The organism is Dactylosporangium sp. NPDC000555 (assembly GCF_040300025.1).
Lineage (GTDB): Bacteria > Actinomycetota > Actinomycetes > Mycobacteriales > Micromonosporaceae > Dactylosporangium.
Window position 1 is genome coordinate 16622 of record NZ_JBEPDB010000023.1, and the last position, 14749, is coordinate 31370.

General features: G+C 69.9%; 13 protein-coding genes, 1 tRNA gene and 3 pseudogenes. 10 read left to right on the forward strand and 7 right to left on the reverse strand.

The window, feature by feature from the left end:
• Positions 1-116 precede the first annotated feature (116 nt).
• From ABT297_RS43150 to ABT297_RS43160, 3 genes and pseudogenes are all read left to right on the forward strand, one after another.
• Positions 117-605, forward strand: a pseudogene (locus tag ABT297_RS43150) (transglycosylase domain-containing protein); the annotation flags it as partial.
• A gap of 462 nt (positions 606-1067) precedes the next feature.
• Positions 1068-1778, forward strand: a pseudogene (locus ABT297_RS43155) (penicillin-binding transpeptidase domain-containing protein); the annotation flags it as partial.
• A gap of 150 nt (positions 1779-1928) precedes the next feature.
• A complete protein-coding gene (locus ABT297_RS43160) occupies positions 1929-2345 on the forward strand; it encodes a PASTA domain-containing protein (RefSeq protein WP_502885581.1) in 417 nt (138 codons plus the stop codon).
• 80 nt (positions 2346-2425) lie between these two features.
• On the opposite strand, the gene ABT297_RS16680 is transcribed toward ABT297_RS43160, so the two are convergent.
• On the reverse strand, positions 2426-2878 hold the full coding sequence (locus ABT297_RS16680; protein ID WP_350549793.1) for a GatB/YqeY domain-containing protein: 453 nt from the start codon (positions 2876-2878) through the stop codon (positions 2426-2428).
• Positions 2879-2942: 64 nt separating this feature from the next.
• Between ABT297_RS16680 and ABT297_RS16685 the strand changes: the two genes are divergently transcribed.
• The 3 genes from ABT297_RS16685 to ABT297_RS16695 all read left to right on the forward strand — a co-directional run bounded on the left by ABT297_RS16685 (position 2943) and on the right by ABT297_RS16695 (position 5175).
• A complete protein-coding gene (locus tag ABT297_RS16685; protein WP_350549796.1) occupies positions 2943-3836 on the forward strand; it encodes a metallophosphoesterase in 894 nt (297 codons plus the stop codon).
• Positions 3833-5017 (forward strand): alpha/beta hydrolase family protein, encoded by a 1185-nt coding sequence (locus ABT297_RS16690; protein WP_350549799.1) that lies wholly within the window; start codon positions 3833-3835, stop codon positions 5015-5017. The genes ABT297_RS16685 and ABT297_RS16690 overlap by 4 nt, the downstream gene beginning before the upstream one ends.
• Positions 5018-5101: 84 nt before the next feature.
• Positions 5102-5175: transfer RNA gene (locus tag ABT297_RS16695), tRNA-Pro, on the forward strand.
• A gap of 781 nt (positions 5176-5956) precedes the next feature.
• Here the strand turns inward: ABT297_RS16695 and ABT297_RS16700 are convergent.
• Both ABT297_RS16700 and ABT297_RS16705 read right to left on the reverse strand, forming a co-directional pair.
• Entirely contained in the window at positions 5957-6562 is a 606-nt protein-coding gene (locus tag ABT297_RS16700; protein ID WP_350549802.1) for a hypothetical protein, read from the reverse strand.
• Between the two features lie 628 nt (positions 6563-7190).
• Positions 7191-7661 carry a hypothetical protein gene (locus ABT297_RS16705; protein WP_350549805.1) on the reverse strand — a complete coding sequence of 157 codons (471 nt, stop codon included), beginning with the start codon at positions 7659-7661 and terminating at the stop codon, positions 7191-7193.
• Between the two features lie 1580 nt (positions 7662-9241).
• Between ABT297_RS16705 and ABT297_RS16710 the strand changes: the two are divergent.
• Together ABT297_RS16710 and ABT297_RS16715 are read left to right on the forward strand one after the other, a co-directional pair.
• Positions 9242-9478, forward strand: a pseudogene (locus ABT297_RS16710) (IS110 family transposase); the annotation flags it as partial.
• A complete protein-coding gene (locus ABT297_RS16715) occupies positions 9403-9750 on the forward strand; it encodes a hypothetical protein (protein ID WP_350549811.1) in 348 nt (115 codons plus the stop codon). The pseudogene ABT297_RS16710 and the gene ABT297_RS16715, both read left to right, overlap by 76 nt.
• Here the strand turns inward: ABT297_RS16715 and ABT297_RS16720 are convergent.
• The 3 genes from ABT297_RS16720 to ABT297_RS16730 form a co-directional block, all read right to left on the reverse strand.
• Positions 9660-9845, reverse strand: a complete 186-nt coding sequence (locus tag ABT297_RS16720; RefSeq protein WP_350549967.1) for a hypothetical protein — start codon at positions 9843-9845, stop codon at positions 9660-9662. The two genes, ABT297_RS16715 and ABT297_RS16720, sit on opposite strands and share 91 nt — an antisense overlap.
• Entirely contained in the window at positions 9808-9942 is a 135-nt protein-coding gene (locus tag ABT297_RS16725) for a hypothetical protein (RefSeq protein ID WP_350549814.1), read from the reverse strand. The genes ABT297_RS16720 and ABT297_RS16725 overlap by 38 nt, the downstream gene beginning before the upstream one ends.
• A 174-nt stretch (positions 9943-10116) precedes the next feature.
• Complete coding sequence (locus tag ABT297_RS16730) at positions 10117-10677, reverse strand: CGNR zinc finger domain-containing protein (RefSeq protein WP_350549970.1); 561 nt, start codon at positions 10675-10677, stop codon at positions 10117-10119.
• A gap of 96 nt (positions 10678-10773) precedes the next feature.
• Between ABT297_RS16730 and ABT297_RS16735 the strand changes: the two genes are divergently transcribed.
• The gene (locus tag ABT297_RS16735; protein WP_350549816.1) at positions 10774-11709 is read left to right on the forward strand and encodes an NAD(P)-dependent oxidoreductase; all 936 of its coding nucleotides are present in this window, start codon (positions 10774-10776) and stop codon (positions 11707-11709) included.
• A gap of 470 nt (positions 11710-12179) precedes the next feature.
• On the opposite strand, the gene ABT297_RS16740 is transcribed toward ABT297_RS16735, so the two are convergent.
• Entirely contained in the window at positions 12180-13757 is a 1578-nt protein-coding gene (locus ABT297_RS16740; RefSeq protein WP_350549818.1) for an AfsR/SARP family transcriptional regulator, read from the reverse strand.
• Between the two features lie 187 nt (positions 13758-13944).
• Between ABT297_RS16740 and ABT297_RS16745 the strand changes: the two genes are divergently transcribed.
• A complete protein-coding gene (locus tag ABT297_RS16745) occupies positions 13945-14709 on the forward strand; it encodes a hypothetical protein (protein ID WP_350549820.1) in 765 nt (254 codons plus the stop codon).
• Positions 14710-14749: the final 40 nt, after the last annotated feature.

Below are 14749 nucleotides of genomic sequence, written 5' to 3' on the forward strand. Positions count from 1 at the left end.
TGGCCGCCAAGGCCGGTGCCGACACGTTCGAAAACCTTCCCACCGATATCGACGTGCTGCCCTCGCCGCAGATCAGCTACATCTTCGCGTCGGATCGTCAAACCGTCCTCGCGATGATGTACGACGAGAACCGGCGCGACGTGAAGATCGACGATGTCGCCGAGGTCATGTGGAGGGCGATCGTCGCGGCCGAGGACAACCGATTCTTCGAGCACCGCGGCGTCGACGTGAAGGGCGTGGCCCGCGCGTTCGTGGCCAACCAGAACGCCGGCGGCCAGACCGCGCAGGGCGCCTCGACCCTGACGATGCAGTATGTGCGCCAGGCCATCTCCTACTCGGCCAAGACGCCGCAGGAGGTGGTGGACGCCACCGACAAGACGCCGACGCGCAAGCTGCGCGAGATGAAATACGCGATCGACCTCGAGAAGAAGCTCTCCAAGCGGGACATCCTCGAGCGGTACCTCAACATCGCCGCGTTCGGTCACGGCGCCTACGGCATCTTCGCGGCGTCGCACGTGTACTTCGAGAAGGACCCCAAGGATCTGACGCTGCCCGAGGCGGCGCTGATCGCCGGCCTGGTGAAGGCCCCCGGCACCAACGACCCGGCGACCGCCAAGGGCTTGCAGCCCGCGCTCGACCGGCAGAAGTACGTGCTCAACCAGATGGTGTCGATGGGGTACATCGACCGGGCCGCCGCCGACGCGGCCGGCAAGGAGAAGCTGAACATCGTCGGCAAGCGCACGCCCGAGGGCTGCGAGTCGGTGCAGCGCCCGGAGCTCGGCGCCGGCTTCTACTGCGACTACCTGCGCCGCTGGTGGCTGGATCAGAAGGTCTTCGGCGAGGACACGTACCAGCGCGCCAACCGGCTGCGGTCCGGCGGCTACACGGTCATCTCGTCCCTGGACATCCAGACGCAGACGGCGGCGTTCAAGTACGCCCAGGAACAGCCGTACGTGTCCAAGGACCAGCAGGTCAAGATGGGCCAGTCCAACGCGCTGATGCTCGCCGCCGTGCAGCCGGGCACCGGCCGGGTCACCGCCCTGGCGACCAACCGCATCTTCAGCAACGACCAGTCGCAGAACGGGGGGAACACCAACCCCGCCAAGAAGGGCCAGAAGGGCAACTGGCCGCGCACCACGGTCCCGATCATCACCGGCGACACGGACATCCCTGGCTACCAGGCCGGATCGGCGTTCAAGATTTTCACCTCGGTCGCGGCGCTCGAGGCGGGGTACCCGCTGGCGACAACGATCAACACCGAGAAGCAGTTCGTCTCGAACTTCGCCGGCACGCCGGGTGCCCCGTCCACCTGTAACAGCAACCGCTACTGCCCGAAGAACGCCGGCGGCCAGTCCGGCCCGTACAACATGTGGACCGGCTTCGGCAGCTCGATCAACACGTACTTCGTGCCGCTGGAGCAGATGGTCGGCGTCGACCGTGTCGTCGACGTGGCCAAGCGGCTGGGCATCCAGTTCAATGCGCCGAACGACGCCAATTTGGCGGCCGACCCGAAGGGCTGGGGCGCCTTCACGCTGGGCGTCAGCGCGACGACCCCGCTGCAGCTGGGCAACGCCTACGCCACGCTCGCGGCGGACGGCCTGTACTGCGAGCCGACCCCGATCCTCGAGGTCAAGGACAACAGCGGCAAGAAGGTCGACGGGCTCGACCCGAAGTGCAAGCAGAACGTCGACCCCGAGGTCGCCCGCGCGGCCGTGGACATGGCCCGCTGCCCGGTCGGCGACCAGTCCGCGACCGGCAAGTGCTCCGGCGCGACCGCCCAGTACTCCCGCGGCTTCGTGAAGCGGCCGATCGCCGGCAAGACCGGCACGACCGACTCGGAGAAGAGCGCGACCTTCACCGTCATGACCAAGCAGCTCGCGGTCTCTGGGTTCCTCACCGACCCGGACTGGCCCGAGACGAGCAAGGACATGAAGCACCCGCCGGTCAACTACGCCGCGCTGGCGACACTGCGCGACGGCCTCGAGGGCCAGCCGGTCGTGCAGTTCACGCCGCCGACGAAGGACAAGGCGCAGGGCAAGCTGGTCGACATCCCGTCGGTCAAGTGCCTCCCCGTGGACCAGGCGCGCTCGAAGGTCAAGAACGCGGGCTTCATCGTCTCGGTCGCCAGCCAACAGGTCGCGTCGCAGTGCCCGGCAGGCACGGTCGACCGCACCGAGCCGGCCGGCTCCACGGTCAAGGGCGGCCCGGTCTCGCTGGTCGTCAGCAAGGGCCAGGGGGCACAGGCGCCGCCGTACGTGGGCAACAACGGCCGCCCGAACGGCGACGTCCCGCGGAACAACCGAGGCGGCACCGACCCGAACTGCCCGATCCCGTGGATCTGCTGATCGCCTGAACATTCGAAACGGCGGGTGTCCCCCTCGGGGCACCCGCCGTTTTGTCGTGTCGGATATCGGTCTGTCGTGCGTCAGCCCGCGGTGAGCTGCGCCCTCACGACGGCGGCGACCCGGCCGCCCTCGGCGCGACCCGCGACGGCGGCCTGGGCGGCCTTCATCGCCGGGCCCATGCTCGCCGGGCCGCTGAACCCCGCGGCGGCCAGGGCGTCGCGCACGATGCCGGCGAGCTCGTCGTCGGACAGCTGCTTGGGCAGGTATCCGGCGATGACCTCCTCCTCCGCGCGCTCCTTCGCCGCCTGGGCCTCGCGGCCCGCGCCGGCGAACGCCTCGGCGGCCTCGCGCCGCTTCTTGGCCTCCTTGGTGAGCACCGACAGGACCTCGTCGTCGGAGAGTTCACGTGCGGACTTCCCGGCGACCTCCGCGTTGCGCACCGCGGCGATCGCCATCCGCAGGGTCGACGTCACCAGCTCGTCACGAGCCTTCATGGCGTCGCGCAGGTCGGACTCCAGGCGTACCTTCAACATGAGAAAAGTCTATCCGTCCGATCTTGCTCATATTCCGTTGCAAAAGCGCCGGTAGGCTGAGCAGATGCGCTCGAAGACCGTACTGCGACTCGCGGCCGGCACCGTAGCCGCCGGCGCCGCCACCCTTGCCTACGCCTCGCTCGTCGAGCGCAACATGTTCACGCTGCGCCGGTTCGACGTCCCGGTGCTGGCCCCCGACGCCGAGCCGCTGCGGATCCTGCACATCAGCGACCTGCACATGACGCCGGGCCAGCACCGCAAGCAGCGCTGGGTGGCCGAGCTCGCCGGCACCGACCCTGACCTGGTCGTGGTGACCGGCGACAACATGGCCCACGTGGACGCCGTCCCCGCCGTGGTCCGCGCGCTCACCCCGCTGCTGGACCGCCCGGGCGCCTTCGTCTTCGGCTCCAACGACTACCGCGGCCCGGTGTTCAAGAACCCGCTGGGCTACTTCAACAAGAGCAGGCCGTACGTGCAGGGCGCGGCGCTCCCCGTCGAGGAGCTGCGCGATCTGCTCACCGGCTCCGGCTGGGCCGACCTCAACAACGCCCGCACCACGATCAAGGCGGGCGGCCGCACGATCGAGCTCATCGGTGTCGACGATCCGCACATCAACCGCGACGACTACGACGCGGTCGCCGGCCCGGCCGCGGCCGACGCGGACGTGCGCATCGGCCTGGCCCACTCCCCCGAGCCGCGCATCCTCGACCGCATGTCCGACGACGGCTTCGACCTGCTGCTGGCCGGCCACACGCACGGCGGCCAGGTGGCGGTGCCGTTCTACGGCGCCCTCGTCACCAACTGCGGCCTCGACCGGAGCATGGCCAAGGGCCTGCACCGCTGGCCCTATTCCGAGTCGTACCTGCACGTGTCGGCGGGCCTGGGCACCCACCCGACGGCGCCGATCCGCTTCGCGTGCCCGCCGGAGGCGTCCATCCTGACGCTCGTCCCGCGATGACCGCCCAAGCCCAGGTCCAACCCCGGGCCCAGCTGCCGGCCGCGGCGGCGAGCAGGTGGGCGCGCCGGGCCGCCTACGCGGGCATCGCGGGCGCGGCCGGCCTAGCGGTGCTGCTGCCCACCGGCACCGCCGGCGCCGGCTGGTTGCTGGCCGGCCAGGTGCTCAACGTCAACGGCAACCGGGTGTATCCCGTCCGCGTCCGAGCCTTCGCCGGCAACCGCATCACGCTGACGAGGACCCCGGACACGGCCCGGTCCATCCCGCTGTCGTTCGTCTGGGCCGGCGGCCACGCCCGCCTCGGCGACGTGATCGCCGCCGATCGCGCGACGGTCACCCGCGAGATCGAGGCCGTCACGCGCGGCTCGCTGTCGGCGGGCGTCCGGGGGTACACCTCGGGTTATGTCTTCGAGGGCGACCCGCATAGCGCCCGGGGCCTGCCGTTCGACGACGTCGTCGTCCAGGGTGAGCTCGGGGCGCTGCCCGCGTGGCTGGTCCCGCCCCCCGCCGGTCCGGCCGACGACACGTGGATCATCGCCGTGCACGGCCGCGGCGCCCCGCGCGGCGAGGCCCTGCGCGCCCTGCCTACCTTGGCCGCGTCCGGCCACCGCACCCTGGTCGTGTCGTACCGCAACGACCCCGACGCGCCCCCGTCCCCCGACCGTCGCTTCCACCTCGGCCACACGGAGTGGCGCGACGTCCTGTCGGCGATCGACTACGCACGGTCGGCGGGCGCCCGCGACGTCATCCTGATGGGCTGGTCCATGGGCGGCGCCGCCATCCTCAACCTGCTCCGCCACTGGCACCACGACGGCTTCCTGCGCGGCGTCGTGTTGGACTGCCCGGTGGTCGACTGGAACGCGACGCTGCGCATGAACGCCCGCCAGCTCAACGTGCCGCCGGCATGGACGTGGACGGCGCTGAGACTGATCCAGCGACGCCTCGACGTGCGGGCCGCGGACCTGGACTACCGCCCGCTGGCCGACCGCCTGGACGTGCCGACGCTGGTGTACGTGGACCACGACGACCGCACGGTGGCCCCCTGGCCGACGGTCGAGTTCGCGAACGCCGCCGCCGAGCACGTAACCTTGGTCGAGACGCGTGAGGCCGGTCACTGCCGCGGCTGGAACCTGAACCCCGAGGCATACGAGCACCGCTTGTCCACGTTCCTGAAATCCGTGTAATCCCAGCTCACCCACCCAACAGCCAACACGGGGGATACCGAGTTTGCGGCGGCGCGGGTGTGGGCTACGATTACTCGGCACGCTCGGGGTATAGCGCAGCTTGGTAGCGCGCTTCGTTCGGGACGAAGAGGCCGTCGGTTCAAATCCGGCTACCCCGACTTCGTGAAACACCAGGCCAGGGCCGGTTTCCTCATCGCGAGGGACCGGCCCTGAGTCGTCTCCCAGGCCCGTTTGGGAGAAATTTGGGAGAAGATCTTGCTCGGATCAGATCGTCGAGAATCCGCACCGGCAAGCTGGGCCGGATCTCCCGCCGAGCGTCCAGCGCCGCCGTCCAGAGATCCGTCAGGCTGGCCCTGAGCCGCTCCCGCATCTCCGGGGTTGTGTGGGAGTACCTTGCCTGCACCGAACCATCCAGATGGCCAAGCTGACGATGAAATCGGCCGACCGTCGCATGGGGTTGCCGAATCTGGCTGTACTAGGTCAAGGCGCCTTCGGCGCAGCCCGCACGCGGTCAGCCAGCTCGGCGGGCCCGCGCGCGGACCAGTCCGCAGCGGCTGTAGATATAAGGCCCGGTCGGCTTCTGGTCGTCGGCGGTTCCGCAGCTCTTGGACCCCGGTCCGCCGGGCTACAGACCGCCGCTCCCGCGGACACCGGTCGCTGCGCTCCCTGCCAGCTGATCCGGTAGTCACGCTCCTCGCCTCCGGCGGGGCCTCCAGCCGGGGCCTCAGGGTTCCGGTGGGCGCCCCTCCGCACCCCGCCGTCCAGGCAAAGCCGACAGGCCGGCGGCGGGGGCCGCCAAGCGTGATCGCGGACGTCGCAGTCCGTACTCACGAGGGCAGCCCCCCGAGCCACGCCGGCCGGGACGGGCGATGGTCGGCTGGGCACCGTTGACGGCGCTCCCCGTCGAGATACGCCTACAGCGGTCGAAGAGCGGTACCGCTATGGGCAGAGGTGTGTCAGCTCGTCCCCGCACTCCTCGAACTGGTCGTCGATCGTCAGGCTGGCGGGGTGGAAGGACGTGCGGTGGACGGCACCGTCGTTGGTGTACACCTCGATGGTGCTGTCGCCGGGGAGTTCGATCCGGACGATTTCAAGCTGTTCGCTTCTGGACTTGTGCACGGTGTAGCCGACGACGGCCAAGGGGTGTGGCGCCTCCCGGCTGAGCCATCCGGCACGCGACCGTAGCTGGAACTCCTCGTAGTAGCTGTCGGAGTCGCAATAGCAGCTGTAGGTGATCCTGAGGACGGCCCAGCGTCCGTCGGGTGAGCTGCTGGCGGTGACAATCGACTCCGGCTTGTACCCATCGTCGCGAAGCAAGTCCTCCACGTACCCGATGCAACATACTGGCACGACCAGCCCCAGCAGGACCGCCGCCGGCACCGTCCGGCGCCAGCCGGGTGGCGCGGTCAGCAGGACCGCCAACGCCAGCAGCACGGGCGCAGCGAGCGCCACCGCGATGGTCGGTTCGAGCGCGGCCAGTGGCCTGAGCGAAAGGTACCGGCGCGGATTCCAGTGGGCGTACACCACGACCGCTATCGCCAGCATGGTTATCGCGACACAGGAGCACGCAAGCCAGCGCTGCAGGCGTGGAGGTGATCCAGTCGGCACCGGCACATGTTCCTCCCCGCATTCGCCCGTTTCAACCCCGGCCGCTCCCATGCGAGGTCGGGCTCAAGCACGCAGCCCTCGAACCGCAGAGCCACGATCGTGATCTACGCTCGAATGCCGACAACTCAAGACGTCTGGACATGCCGCCGTTGGTACGCGGCGATCGGCGGGCGTTCGTCACCGTGGGTAACAAGCCGGGCGGGATTGGGACTTCCGATCCTGCCGAGCCGCCGACTGAAGAGCGCCGGGGTGGCACATTCCGCCTCAGGGACAAACCTCTCGAACACTGCTCTCGCCGACCGGACGAGGAGCATGCACCCAGACCACCAACACCATGATCGGATGCGCGGACATGCCGCCGTCAGTGCGCAGCTTGTGGTACATCGGCACAAGGAGTGCTATCGCGGAGAGTGGCTGGTGCGCGGTCGATCAAGCGTCCCGCCCGCGGCGGCGCAGCCAGCACTGTGAACAGGGCGTGGCCAACGACGCCCGGCCCAGGGGCCGGAGGGCGCCGGTGCGATTCGGGGGCCGGTGCTCCGGGTCGGGGTGCGGCGGAGTCTGCTGGTCACCGGCCTGGGGATCGCAGGCGCCCGGCGCGGGTCTTCGCGAGGTTGCGGACCCGCTTCGTGCGGCCGGCCTCGCCCAGCACCGCCAGTACCGCGGCTGAGTCGGCCTCCTCGACCACTTTGCGCTGGAGCCAGTTCGACGCGGCCGCCACCGCCTCGCGATCCACCGGTTCGCCGGACTGCAGCTCCTTGAACAGGACCCACTCCTGCACGCGCCGCGCGATGAACCCGTCGGCGCCCACCGCGTCCACCAGCGGATCCGCCCACGCGGCGAACGACGCCGCCGAGGCCAGCCCGTCGGCCCGGGTGTCCACAAGAGACATCAGCACCGACTCCGCCATGAGCCGGTCAGGCTCGGCGAGCAGAGCTGCGAGCAGCGCCGGGTCGTCATCGGGCCCACTCTCCCGCACGGCGGTGCTGAGCTGGTGGAATCGGGCGTGCCCGTCGGCCGGATCGTCGTTGGAGGTCACCCGGCGAGCGTACCGGCGCGTGCACGCTGCCCCGCCGCCGCCGGGGCCCGGACGGGCCAGTCCGGCGTGCCCAGGGTTGTGAGCACGGCGCGGTTGGCGTCCTGGCGCATGGAGAACGAGCCGAAGCGGGGGGTAGCTCACCTACACCACGTGAACGGGTTGACGGTGATGACCACCGACGTCAGCCTCAGCCGGCGGGTACATAGAACACAGCAACATCTTGGTTGCCTGACGCCAGGGCAACCCCGCTTTCCGGCGTGGGTGCAGCGCGATCGCCTGCGCCGCGGAGCGATGGTTCAGCGGCGTAGCGGTCAGCGTTCGGACGCACCGTGGTCACGAAGCCGGGCCCATCGCCGACGATCCGGGATGAGCAGACCGGCCAGTACCGCCACGGCACCTCCGGCCAGGCAGGGCCCGACCGGCAGATCAACGAGCCGAGCGCCGCCGTAACCGACTCCCGCGCCAGCCAGACACAGCACCGCGACCGCCGACCAGCCGACCAGGTTCAGTTGCACACTGCGGAACAGCTGGACATGACGCCGGAACCGGCGCCACGGCGTCACAGGCCGGTATTCGGCGTATCGACGTTCCACGACATCTCCGCTGTGCCCCGTCAAGGCAGTCGACCGGACTGGCCTGAGCTCAGCACCATCCTGTCATGCCGCAGGTCTCGCGGGCGCTGACACGTAGGCGCCCCACCCGGGACGTGTTGCGATCTTGCGGCATCATCGGACCCATGCTGATTGAACACGATGGATCAAAGAGTTCGGCGTTCGGCGGCTGGGTCAGCAACGCCGATCTTGGACACCTCCCCGCATCTATCCAGCAGCGACACACGCCCGAATCTTCAAGGCATCAATCATCTAGTCGGTGATGCCTGCGCACCTGTGGCGGCGCACTCACATGCCGAGATCGACACCGGTGGTCCATGGGGACAACGGTTGCTGGTTCCCACCTTGCGGAGCATTCTGCGGAAATTCCGCCCGGCCGTGCGCGGCATTGTCGAAATACGGCCGCGATACACTGGTGGCCCGCGTATTTCCGCCAATCATTCGATGCGTTGCCGGGCCGGCGGGCCGGCGCAGCTGTGGCGTGGATGCGCGACGACGCTTCGGGACGGGACCGGGCCGTCCGGCGCCGTCCACCTGGCGGGGTGCGGGATCGCAGTCGCTTGCCGCGGTGCTGCTCGCGGGACGTTGTGCCTGGTCAGGCGGCGTGACCGGCGGCGGCGAGGGCGGCACTGGCCCCTGCGCCGATCCGTCCCGCTGGTCGCTGACCGCCGGCGGGGTGTCGCTGCGGAGACGGCGGAGTTTCTCGGCGTGACGTCTGGCCAGGCCCCATTCCCGATGCCGTGCGTGCTCACGGCGGAACTGCTCCTTCGCCGGAGAATAACGACGTGACCTGGTTGGGTCACGCATGGCAGCCAACTCCGCCCTTGAAAATAATCCCAGCTGCCCCATGCATATGATTATCCCGGAACCCGACCGAAACCACCGCCCCGAACGGCAGTCCATAATGTCAAATGGTGCACGCTCATGCCGGTCGCGGCCGGGTAAGAAGCGGTATCGACCTCGGGCGGGAAGAGCGATACCTCCGACGCGGGAGTGCTGGCCGGCATGGTCCGGGTGATGCGGGAGCAGTTACGGGTCGTGGTCGGCGACAGCGTGCAGGCCGTCGCGGTGAAGGTCCTGGCCCGGGCGCATCAGACCCTGATCTGGGAACGGCCCGGCAGGTCTTGCGGATGCGCTCGATGCTGCGGGAGTACTTCCCAGCCGCGCTCGCGGCGTTCGAGGATCTCGACGCACCGGAGCTGCTGAACACGGCTACGGACCCGGCCTCCGCAGCCCAGTTGAGCCTGGAAGACATCAGCGCCGAGCTGCGCCGGGCCCGCCGGCGCGGCGTCGAGGCGGAGGCCGCAGCGATCCAGGCAGCGTTACGCACCCCGCAGCTGACCCAGCCCGCATCAATCACCGCCGCCTACACCGTCGGGGTCCGCGCTCAGATCGCGTTGCTGACCACGCTCAACACCCAGACCAGCACCCGGAGGCTGAGATCTGCCGCAGCCAGCCCGGCCTCGGCGTGGTCCTGACCGCCGGGTGCTTGCCGAGTAGCGGTAGCGGCGCTGCGCAAAATCTGCACCGTGTCATCAACGACCCGGTACGCCAGGCGGTGTTCCTGATCGATGCGCCGTGACCAGAACCCGGACCAGTTGCCACGGAGTGCTCAGGCTTGCCGATGCCTGGTGGCCGTTGCGGTGGATGTCCTCGATCAGCGCGTTCACGCGCCTGAGCATGTGGCGGTCCTGCTGCCATCAGGTCGTGCACCTCGCCACCGGTATGCAGTTCCTCGATGGCCTCGTTCAGCCGGGCGGGCGCTGGCGGGGCTGGCCATCAGGTACGCCGTCCCCTTGAGCGACTCGTACTCACTCAGGCAGCGACCGGCCCTGAGGCAGCAGTCAGCTGCGGTGCTTCTGGTAATGGCGTGCTACGCGGGCACGGTTGCCGCATGCACTCGGGGAACACCACCTGCGCTTCGGGTGCGCGGGCAGGAACAGCAGGCGGCAGCGCGCGCCTTCACAGGTGCGTACGCGCGTGATCGCCGGGTCGCTGAGCAGCTCCGCAGCGGCGTGCGCCAGCTCGGCGCACAGGTCATGGCGCGGGTCGCCGCTGCGCGCGACAGTGATGGTCACGGCCGTGCCGCTCCAACTCATCCGGAGGTACGCCGGCGCGGCGTGTAGCGCGGCGTTGAGTGCCGCCAGCGCCTGTGGCGGCGGAGCCGCGCCTTGCCGGACCCGCTCGACGCACTCGGCGATGTGTGAGCGCAGCTGCCGCAGCGCAACAAGATCCAGATCGCCGGCGCGTGCATCGGTGAGCCGGCCCAGGGCATGCTGCGCGTCCAACCAGGTGGCTGCCGTTTTCGGCGAGGTGAGCAGGTCGAGGACTTCGCCGTCCGGCCCGTTCGCGAGCGTGTTGACCAGATCCAAGGCAAGCGGCTCGCCGGCGAGCGGGATCGTCATCTCCCTCACACACCTAATCGTACTCCAGACACTTGACGCATTAGTTCGCGAGGTCGCAGGATCTAATGCATCATCACCCGAAAAAGGGATTAGACCTTGACCACTCTCGCGACATGCGGCTCGCCCTGCGACACCTGGAGCGGGGTCACGGGCATCGTGGTCCAAAATGCCAACGCGTACGTCGATGGCCTGTCGGAACCGGCCCGCCACATGATCGCCAACCGGCCGGGCGTTCCCGGCGCCGAGGACCGCGTGCGTGAGATTCCCACTCTGCCGGTCACCCGTGGCCAGTACGAGGGCGGCACTGCGGACACGACGCCGGTCGACCCCTCCGGGTGGACCCTCGACCAGCACTTCGACACCGGCCACCTCGCACTGGAGGAGAACTTGCCCGAGATCGTGCCGCTCATCGACGGCTTCCCGCGCGCACTGCACCGCAAGATCGCCGTGATCGGCGCGGGCGGCCGGCTCGGCGGCGCGATCGCCCGCGAGGCGGCCGATCGTGGTCACCAGGTCACCCCGCTCGGCCGATCCACCATGGACGTCACCGATCCCGCCTCGGTGACCGCAGCGGTCGCCGGTCACGACGCTGTCGTCGCCTCGCTCAAAGGCCCCGACGGCCTTGTACCGCGTGGTGCGGCAGCGCTGCTCGCCGGCCTCACCCGCGCAGGCGTACACCGGCTGGTCTTCGTCGGCGGCGGCGGCAGCCTCGAGTACGCTCCCGGCCAGCGGTACGTCGACTCGCCCGACTTCCCCGCCGCGTACCGGCAAACGGCGCAGGACCAGGCCGCGGCCCTCGAACTGCTGCGAGCCTCGTCCGGTCCCGTGAGTTGGACATACGCCAGCCCGCCACCAGTGCACTTGGTCGACGGCGCCCGCACGGGCCGATACCGGACCGAGGCCCGCGACACACCGCTCACAGACGCGGCGGGCGAGAGCCGCATCAGCATCCCCGACTTCGCGGCCGCGATCGTCGACACCATCGAACAGCGCGGCTACGACCGGCAGCGGTTCACCGTCGCGTACGCCTGATCGGTCATGTCGGCGTGCCGGTGAAGACCTGAAGTCCCGGACCGGACAGCTTGGCCAGACCTCGCCAGTGCAGCCGCGGTGACCGCGTGCCGCGCAAGCCTCGCCCTACTGCCCGACGAGTCGCCGGGCTACCTCTACCTCCTGGGGCTGCGGCGGCCGCCGGCGGCAACCCGGTCAACGCAGAGGCGGTGTTCCTGATCGATGCCCCGTGACCAGAACCCGGACCAGGTGCCGATCGGCGCCCGCGTTGCTGGGTGAGACGACCTCGCCGACCAGCCTGCCGTGCGGTGTGCCCCGTGACGACGAGAAGCCCCTGGTGCTTCGGGAGCTCAGGCCAGGCCGAGCGCCACGCGGGCCTGCGCGGCGTCGGAGGGGCGAGGACCGGCGCCGGCGCGCCGGCGAGGCCGGTGAGCCAGCCGAGCCGGGCGGGCCGTTCGAGCGCAGAGCGGGAAATCCAGCACTACCCCACGTCAGCCGGGCCGTACCGCTACCAGGGTCTCGCCCAGCGCCCGGACCACCGACCAGTGCACGAGGTTTCGGGTGACCAGCTCGTCGACCGAGGCCAGCGGGCCGCGCATGTGCCGGTCAGCGACGATCCGCCGGGCCTCGTCCGGCCCGATCCCGTGCAGCGACCCGAGGATGGTCTCCGGGGCGTTGTTGATGTCGACGAGGCCACCGTCGTCGAACGTGCGCGGCAGGTCGGGCCGCCCGATGCGTAGCTCACGCGCGATCGACGGGTGGTGGTTGACGAGCTGCCGCGCCTGCTCCCGCCGTACCCTCTGGGCGAGCTCGACCACGGTGGACGGCGCCGGAAGGCGGCCGGGCGGGCGGATGGGGGTGAGCGCGCCGGCCACCGAGCCACCCAGGGTCGCCACGAAGAGGGCAAGCACTCCCACGCTCGCCCAAGGCCCGGCTTCCTCCGACGGCCCGTCCAGCTCCATGGCCACTGCGAAGAACACCAGCAGCGTGAGGAACGCCGCCGCGACGACGCCCAGCATCCGGCTGCGGTAGACGACGGCGAGGACGCCGACGACCAGCCAGCTCGTCAACCCGCACGTCAGCAGCGGCATGGCGCCCGCGATGGTGCAGGCCAGCCAGACCGGAAAGCGACGGGATCGTGGTGCGGCGGGCGGCGGTATGGCGGGGGGCAGCAGTACAACGGGCGGCAACACTGTGGGCTGCAGCACGGCGGTCGGCGGACGCGCGGCGGACGGTTGGTGCCGGTGGCCGCTGACCGCCGGACGTGGCGGTTCGGGCGCGGCGAGTGAGGGTTCCGCGCGCAGGATCCCGCGGTGTAGCTCCTGCAGCCGCTCGCTGGGTTCGACGCCGAACTCGTCGGCGAGCAGCTGGCGGGCGTCGCGGAACGCGGCCAGCGCCTCCGGCTGCCGACCACATCGGTAGAGCGCCAGCATCGACAGGTATCGCAGCTCCTCGCGCAAGGGAAACTCGACGACAAGCTCGGCGAGCCTCGGTAGGAGCTGGGCGTGCTGGCCGCGCTCCATCTCCAGCGCCGCCCAGGACTCCAGAGCGGTCGCTCGGCTCTCAGCGAGCCGGTCCCGGGTCGCGTCGAACGACGCGCCGGACAACCCGGCGAGCGCGCTGCCCCGCCAGAGTCCCAGTGCGCGCTGCAGCAGCCCGCTGGCGTCGGCCAGCCGGCCCTCCGCTCGCGCGGCCTGCGCCTCCCGCAAATGGCTGTGGAAGACGTCGGCATCCAGCCGCTCCGGGCCGACCGAGAGCTGGTATCCAGCGTCGGTCAAGGCGAGCAGGCTGCCCGGGCTTCGCGGCGACCGGTCGGGCTCCAGCACCCGCCGCAGCCCGGCCACGTACTTCTGCACCACGTTCGCGCCGTTCTCCGGCGGCTCCGTCTGCCACACCGTGTCCACGATCTGCGCCGTCGGGACCGGCCGGTTCGCGTTGATCAGGAGCGCGGTCAGCACTGCCCGCTGCTTCGCCGGCCCGAGGTCGAGCTCCGCCTCGCCCCGCCAGGCGCGAACGGGCCCGAGAATCTCAAAACGGGGCAACTCCTGCCCGTCCGGCGTCCTGGCCACCCCGACCTCCCCGTGCCGCCGGACAGTCTACGGGTGGCTATGCAGACCCTCCATCCAGGTGCAACGCGCTGCCGGCAGTGCGATCGCAGTGCCCGGCAGCGCGACGGCAGTCGGTCGACAGCGGGTTCTTCAACGATGTGTCGGCGACCGACGGTCGCCTGTGAAAAACGATCCATAAGAGGAACGAATGCTCTCCAGATTCATCGTCGGTGCAGTGCTCGGCACCGCCCTGGTCGCCACGCTGACCGGCTGCTCGGCCGCCGATACGGCCGGCGGGTCGGCGGCCGCGCCCGCCTCGTCCGCGGCGTCTCCGGCGCCGGAACCCGCGACGGTGCTGGCCGCCGCGGTCGCCAAGACCACCGGGGTCAACCTGAAGGTGGTCCTCGCCGGCAACAAGGCCGAAGAGAACGTGACGGGTAGTTACGACGCGACGAACAAAATCTCTTCGATCGCGCAGGCATCGGGCGCCGACCGCATGACGATCATCGCCACCCCCGACGACCTGTACCTCGCCGGCCTGAGCGACTTCAACGGCAAGACCATGCACCTGAAGATCGCGAAGCTCGACGCGAAGAGCCCGCTCGCCATTTTGGCCGACGTCCTGACGCCGCTGACCCTGCTGACCGGCGTCAAGGACGTCAGCTTGACCGCGCCGGGCTCGTTCACCGGCACCCTGGACCTGACGAAGGCGAAGGGCGCCACGGCCGGCTCGCAGAAGTTCCTCGACTCCGTGCTTGCGGCCGCGGCCGACCGGGCCGACGCGGTGAAGTTCACCGCGTCGGTCAACGAGCAGGGTTACCTGGCCGAGTTCAACGCCACGCTGCCCAAGATCGACGACGGCAAGGACAGCGAGTACGACCTGAAGTTCTCGGACTTCGGCTCGCCAGTCACCATCACGAAGCCGACCGGCTCGAAGGTGATCGAAGCACCCGCCGCCATGTACAGCCCGTAGTGAGCTGCGTGCGCATCGGCGCCACGGGGGCACCGATGCG

Coding starts and splice junctions, on each gene's coding strand:
- ABT297_RS16730 (WP_350549970.1), bottom strand. CDS start 10,677: ATGACGATCCCGCTCGCCGGCGAGCCGCTTGCCTTGGATCTGGTCAAC.
- ABT297_RS16685 (WP_350549796.1), top strand. CDS start 2,943: ATGCGCTCGAAGACCGTACTGCGACTCGCGGCCGGCACCGTAGCCGCC.
- ABT297_RS16715 (WP_350549811.1), top strand. CDS start 9,403: ATGCGCTCGATGCTGCGGGAGTACTTCCCAGCCGCGCTCGCGGCGTTC.
- ABT297_RS43160 (WP_502885581.1), top strand. CDS start 1,929: ATGAAGCACCCGCCGGTCAACTACGCCGCGCTGGCGACACTGCGCGAC.
- ABT297_RS16700 (WP_350549802.1), bottom strand. CDS start 6,562: ATGCTGGCGATAGCGGTCGTGGTGTACGCCCACTGGAATCCGCGCCGG.
- ABT297_RS16690 (WP_350549799.1), top strand. CDS start 3,833: ATGACCGCCCAAGCCCAGGTCCAACCCCGGGCCCAGCTGCCGGCCGCG.
- ABT297_RS16680 (WP_350549793.1), bottom strand. CDS start 2,878: ATGTTGAAGGTACGCCTGGAGTCCGACCTGCGCGACGCCATGAAGGCT.
- ABT297_RS16745 (WP_350549820.1), top strand. CDS start 13,945: ATGCTCTCCAGATTCATCGTCGGTGCAGTGCTCGGCACCGCCCTGGTC.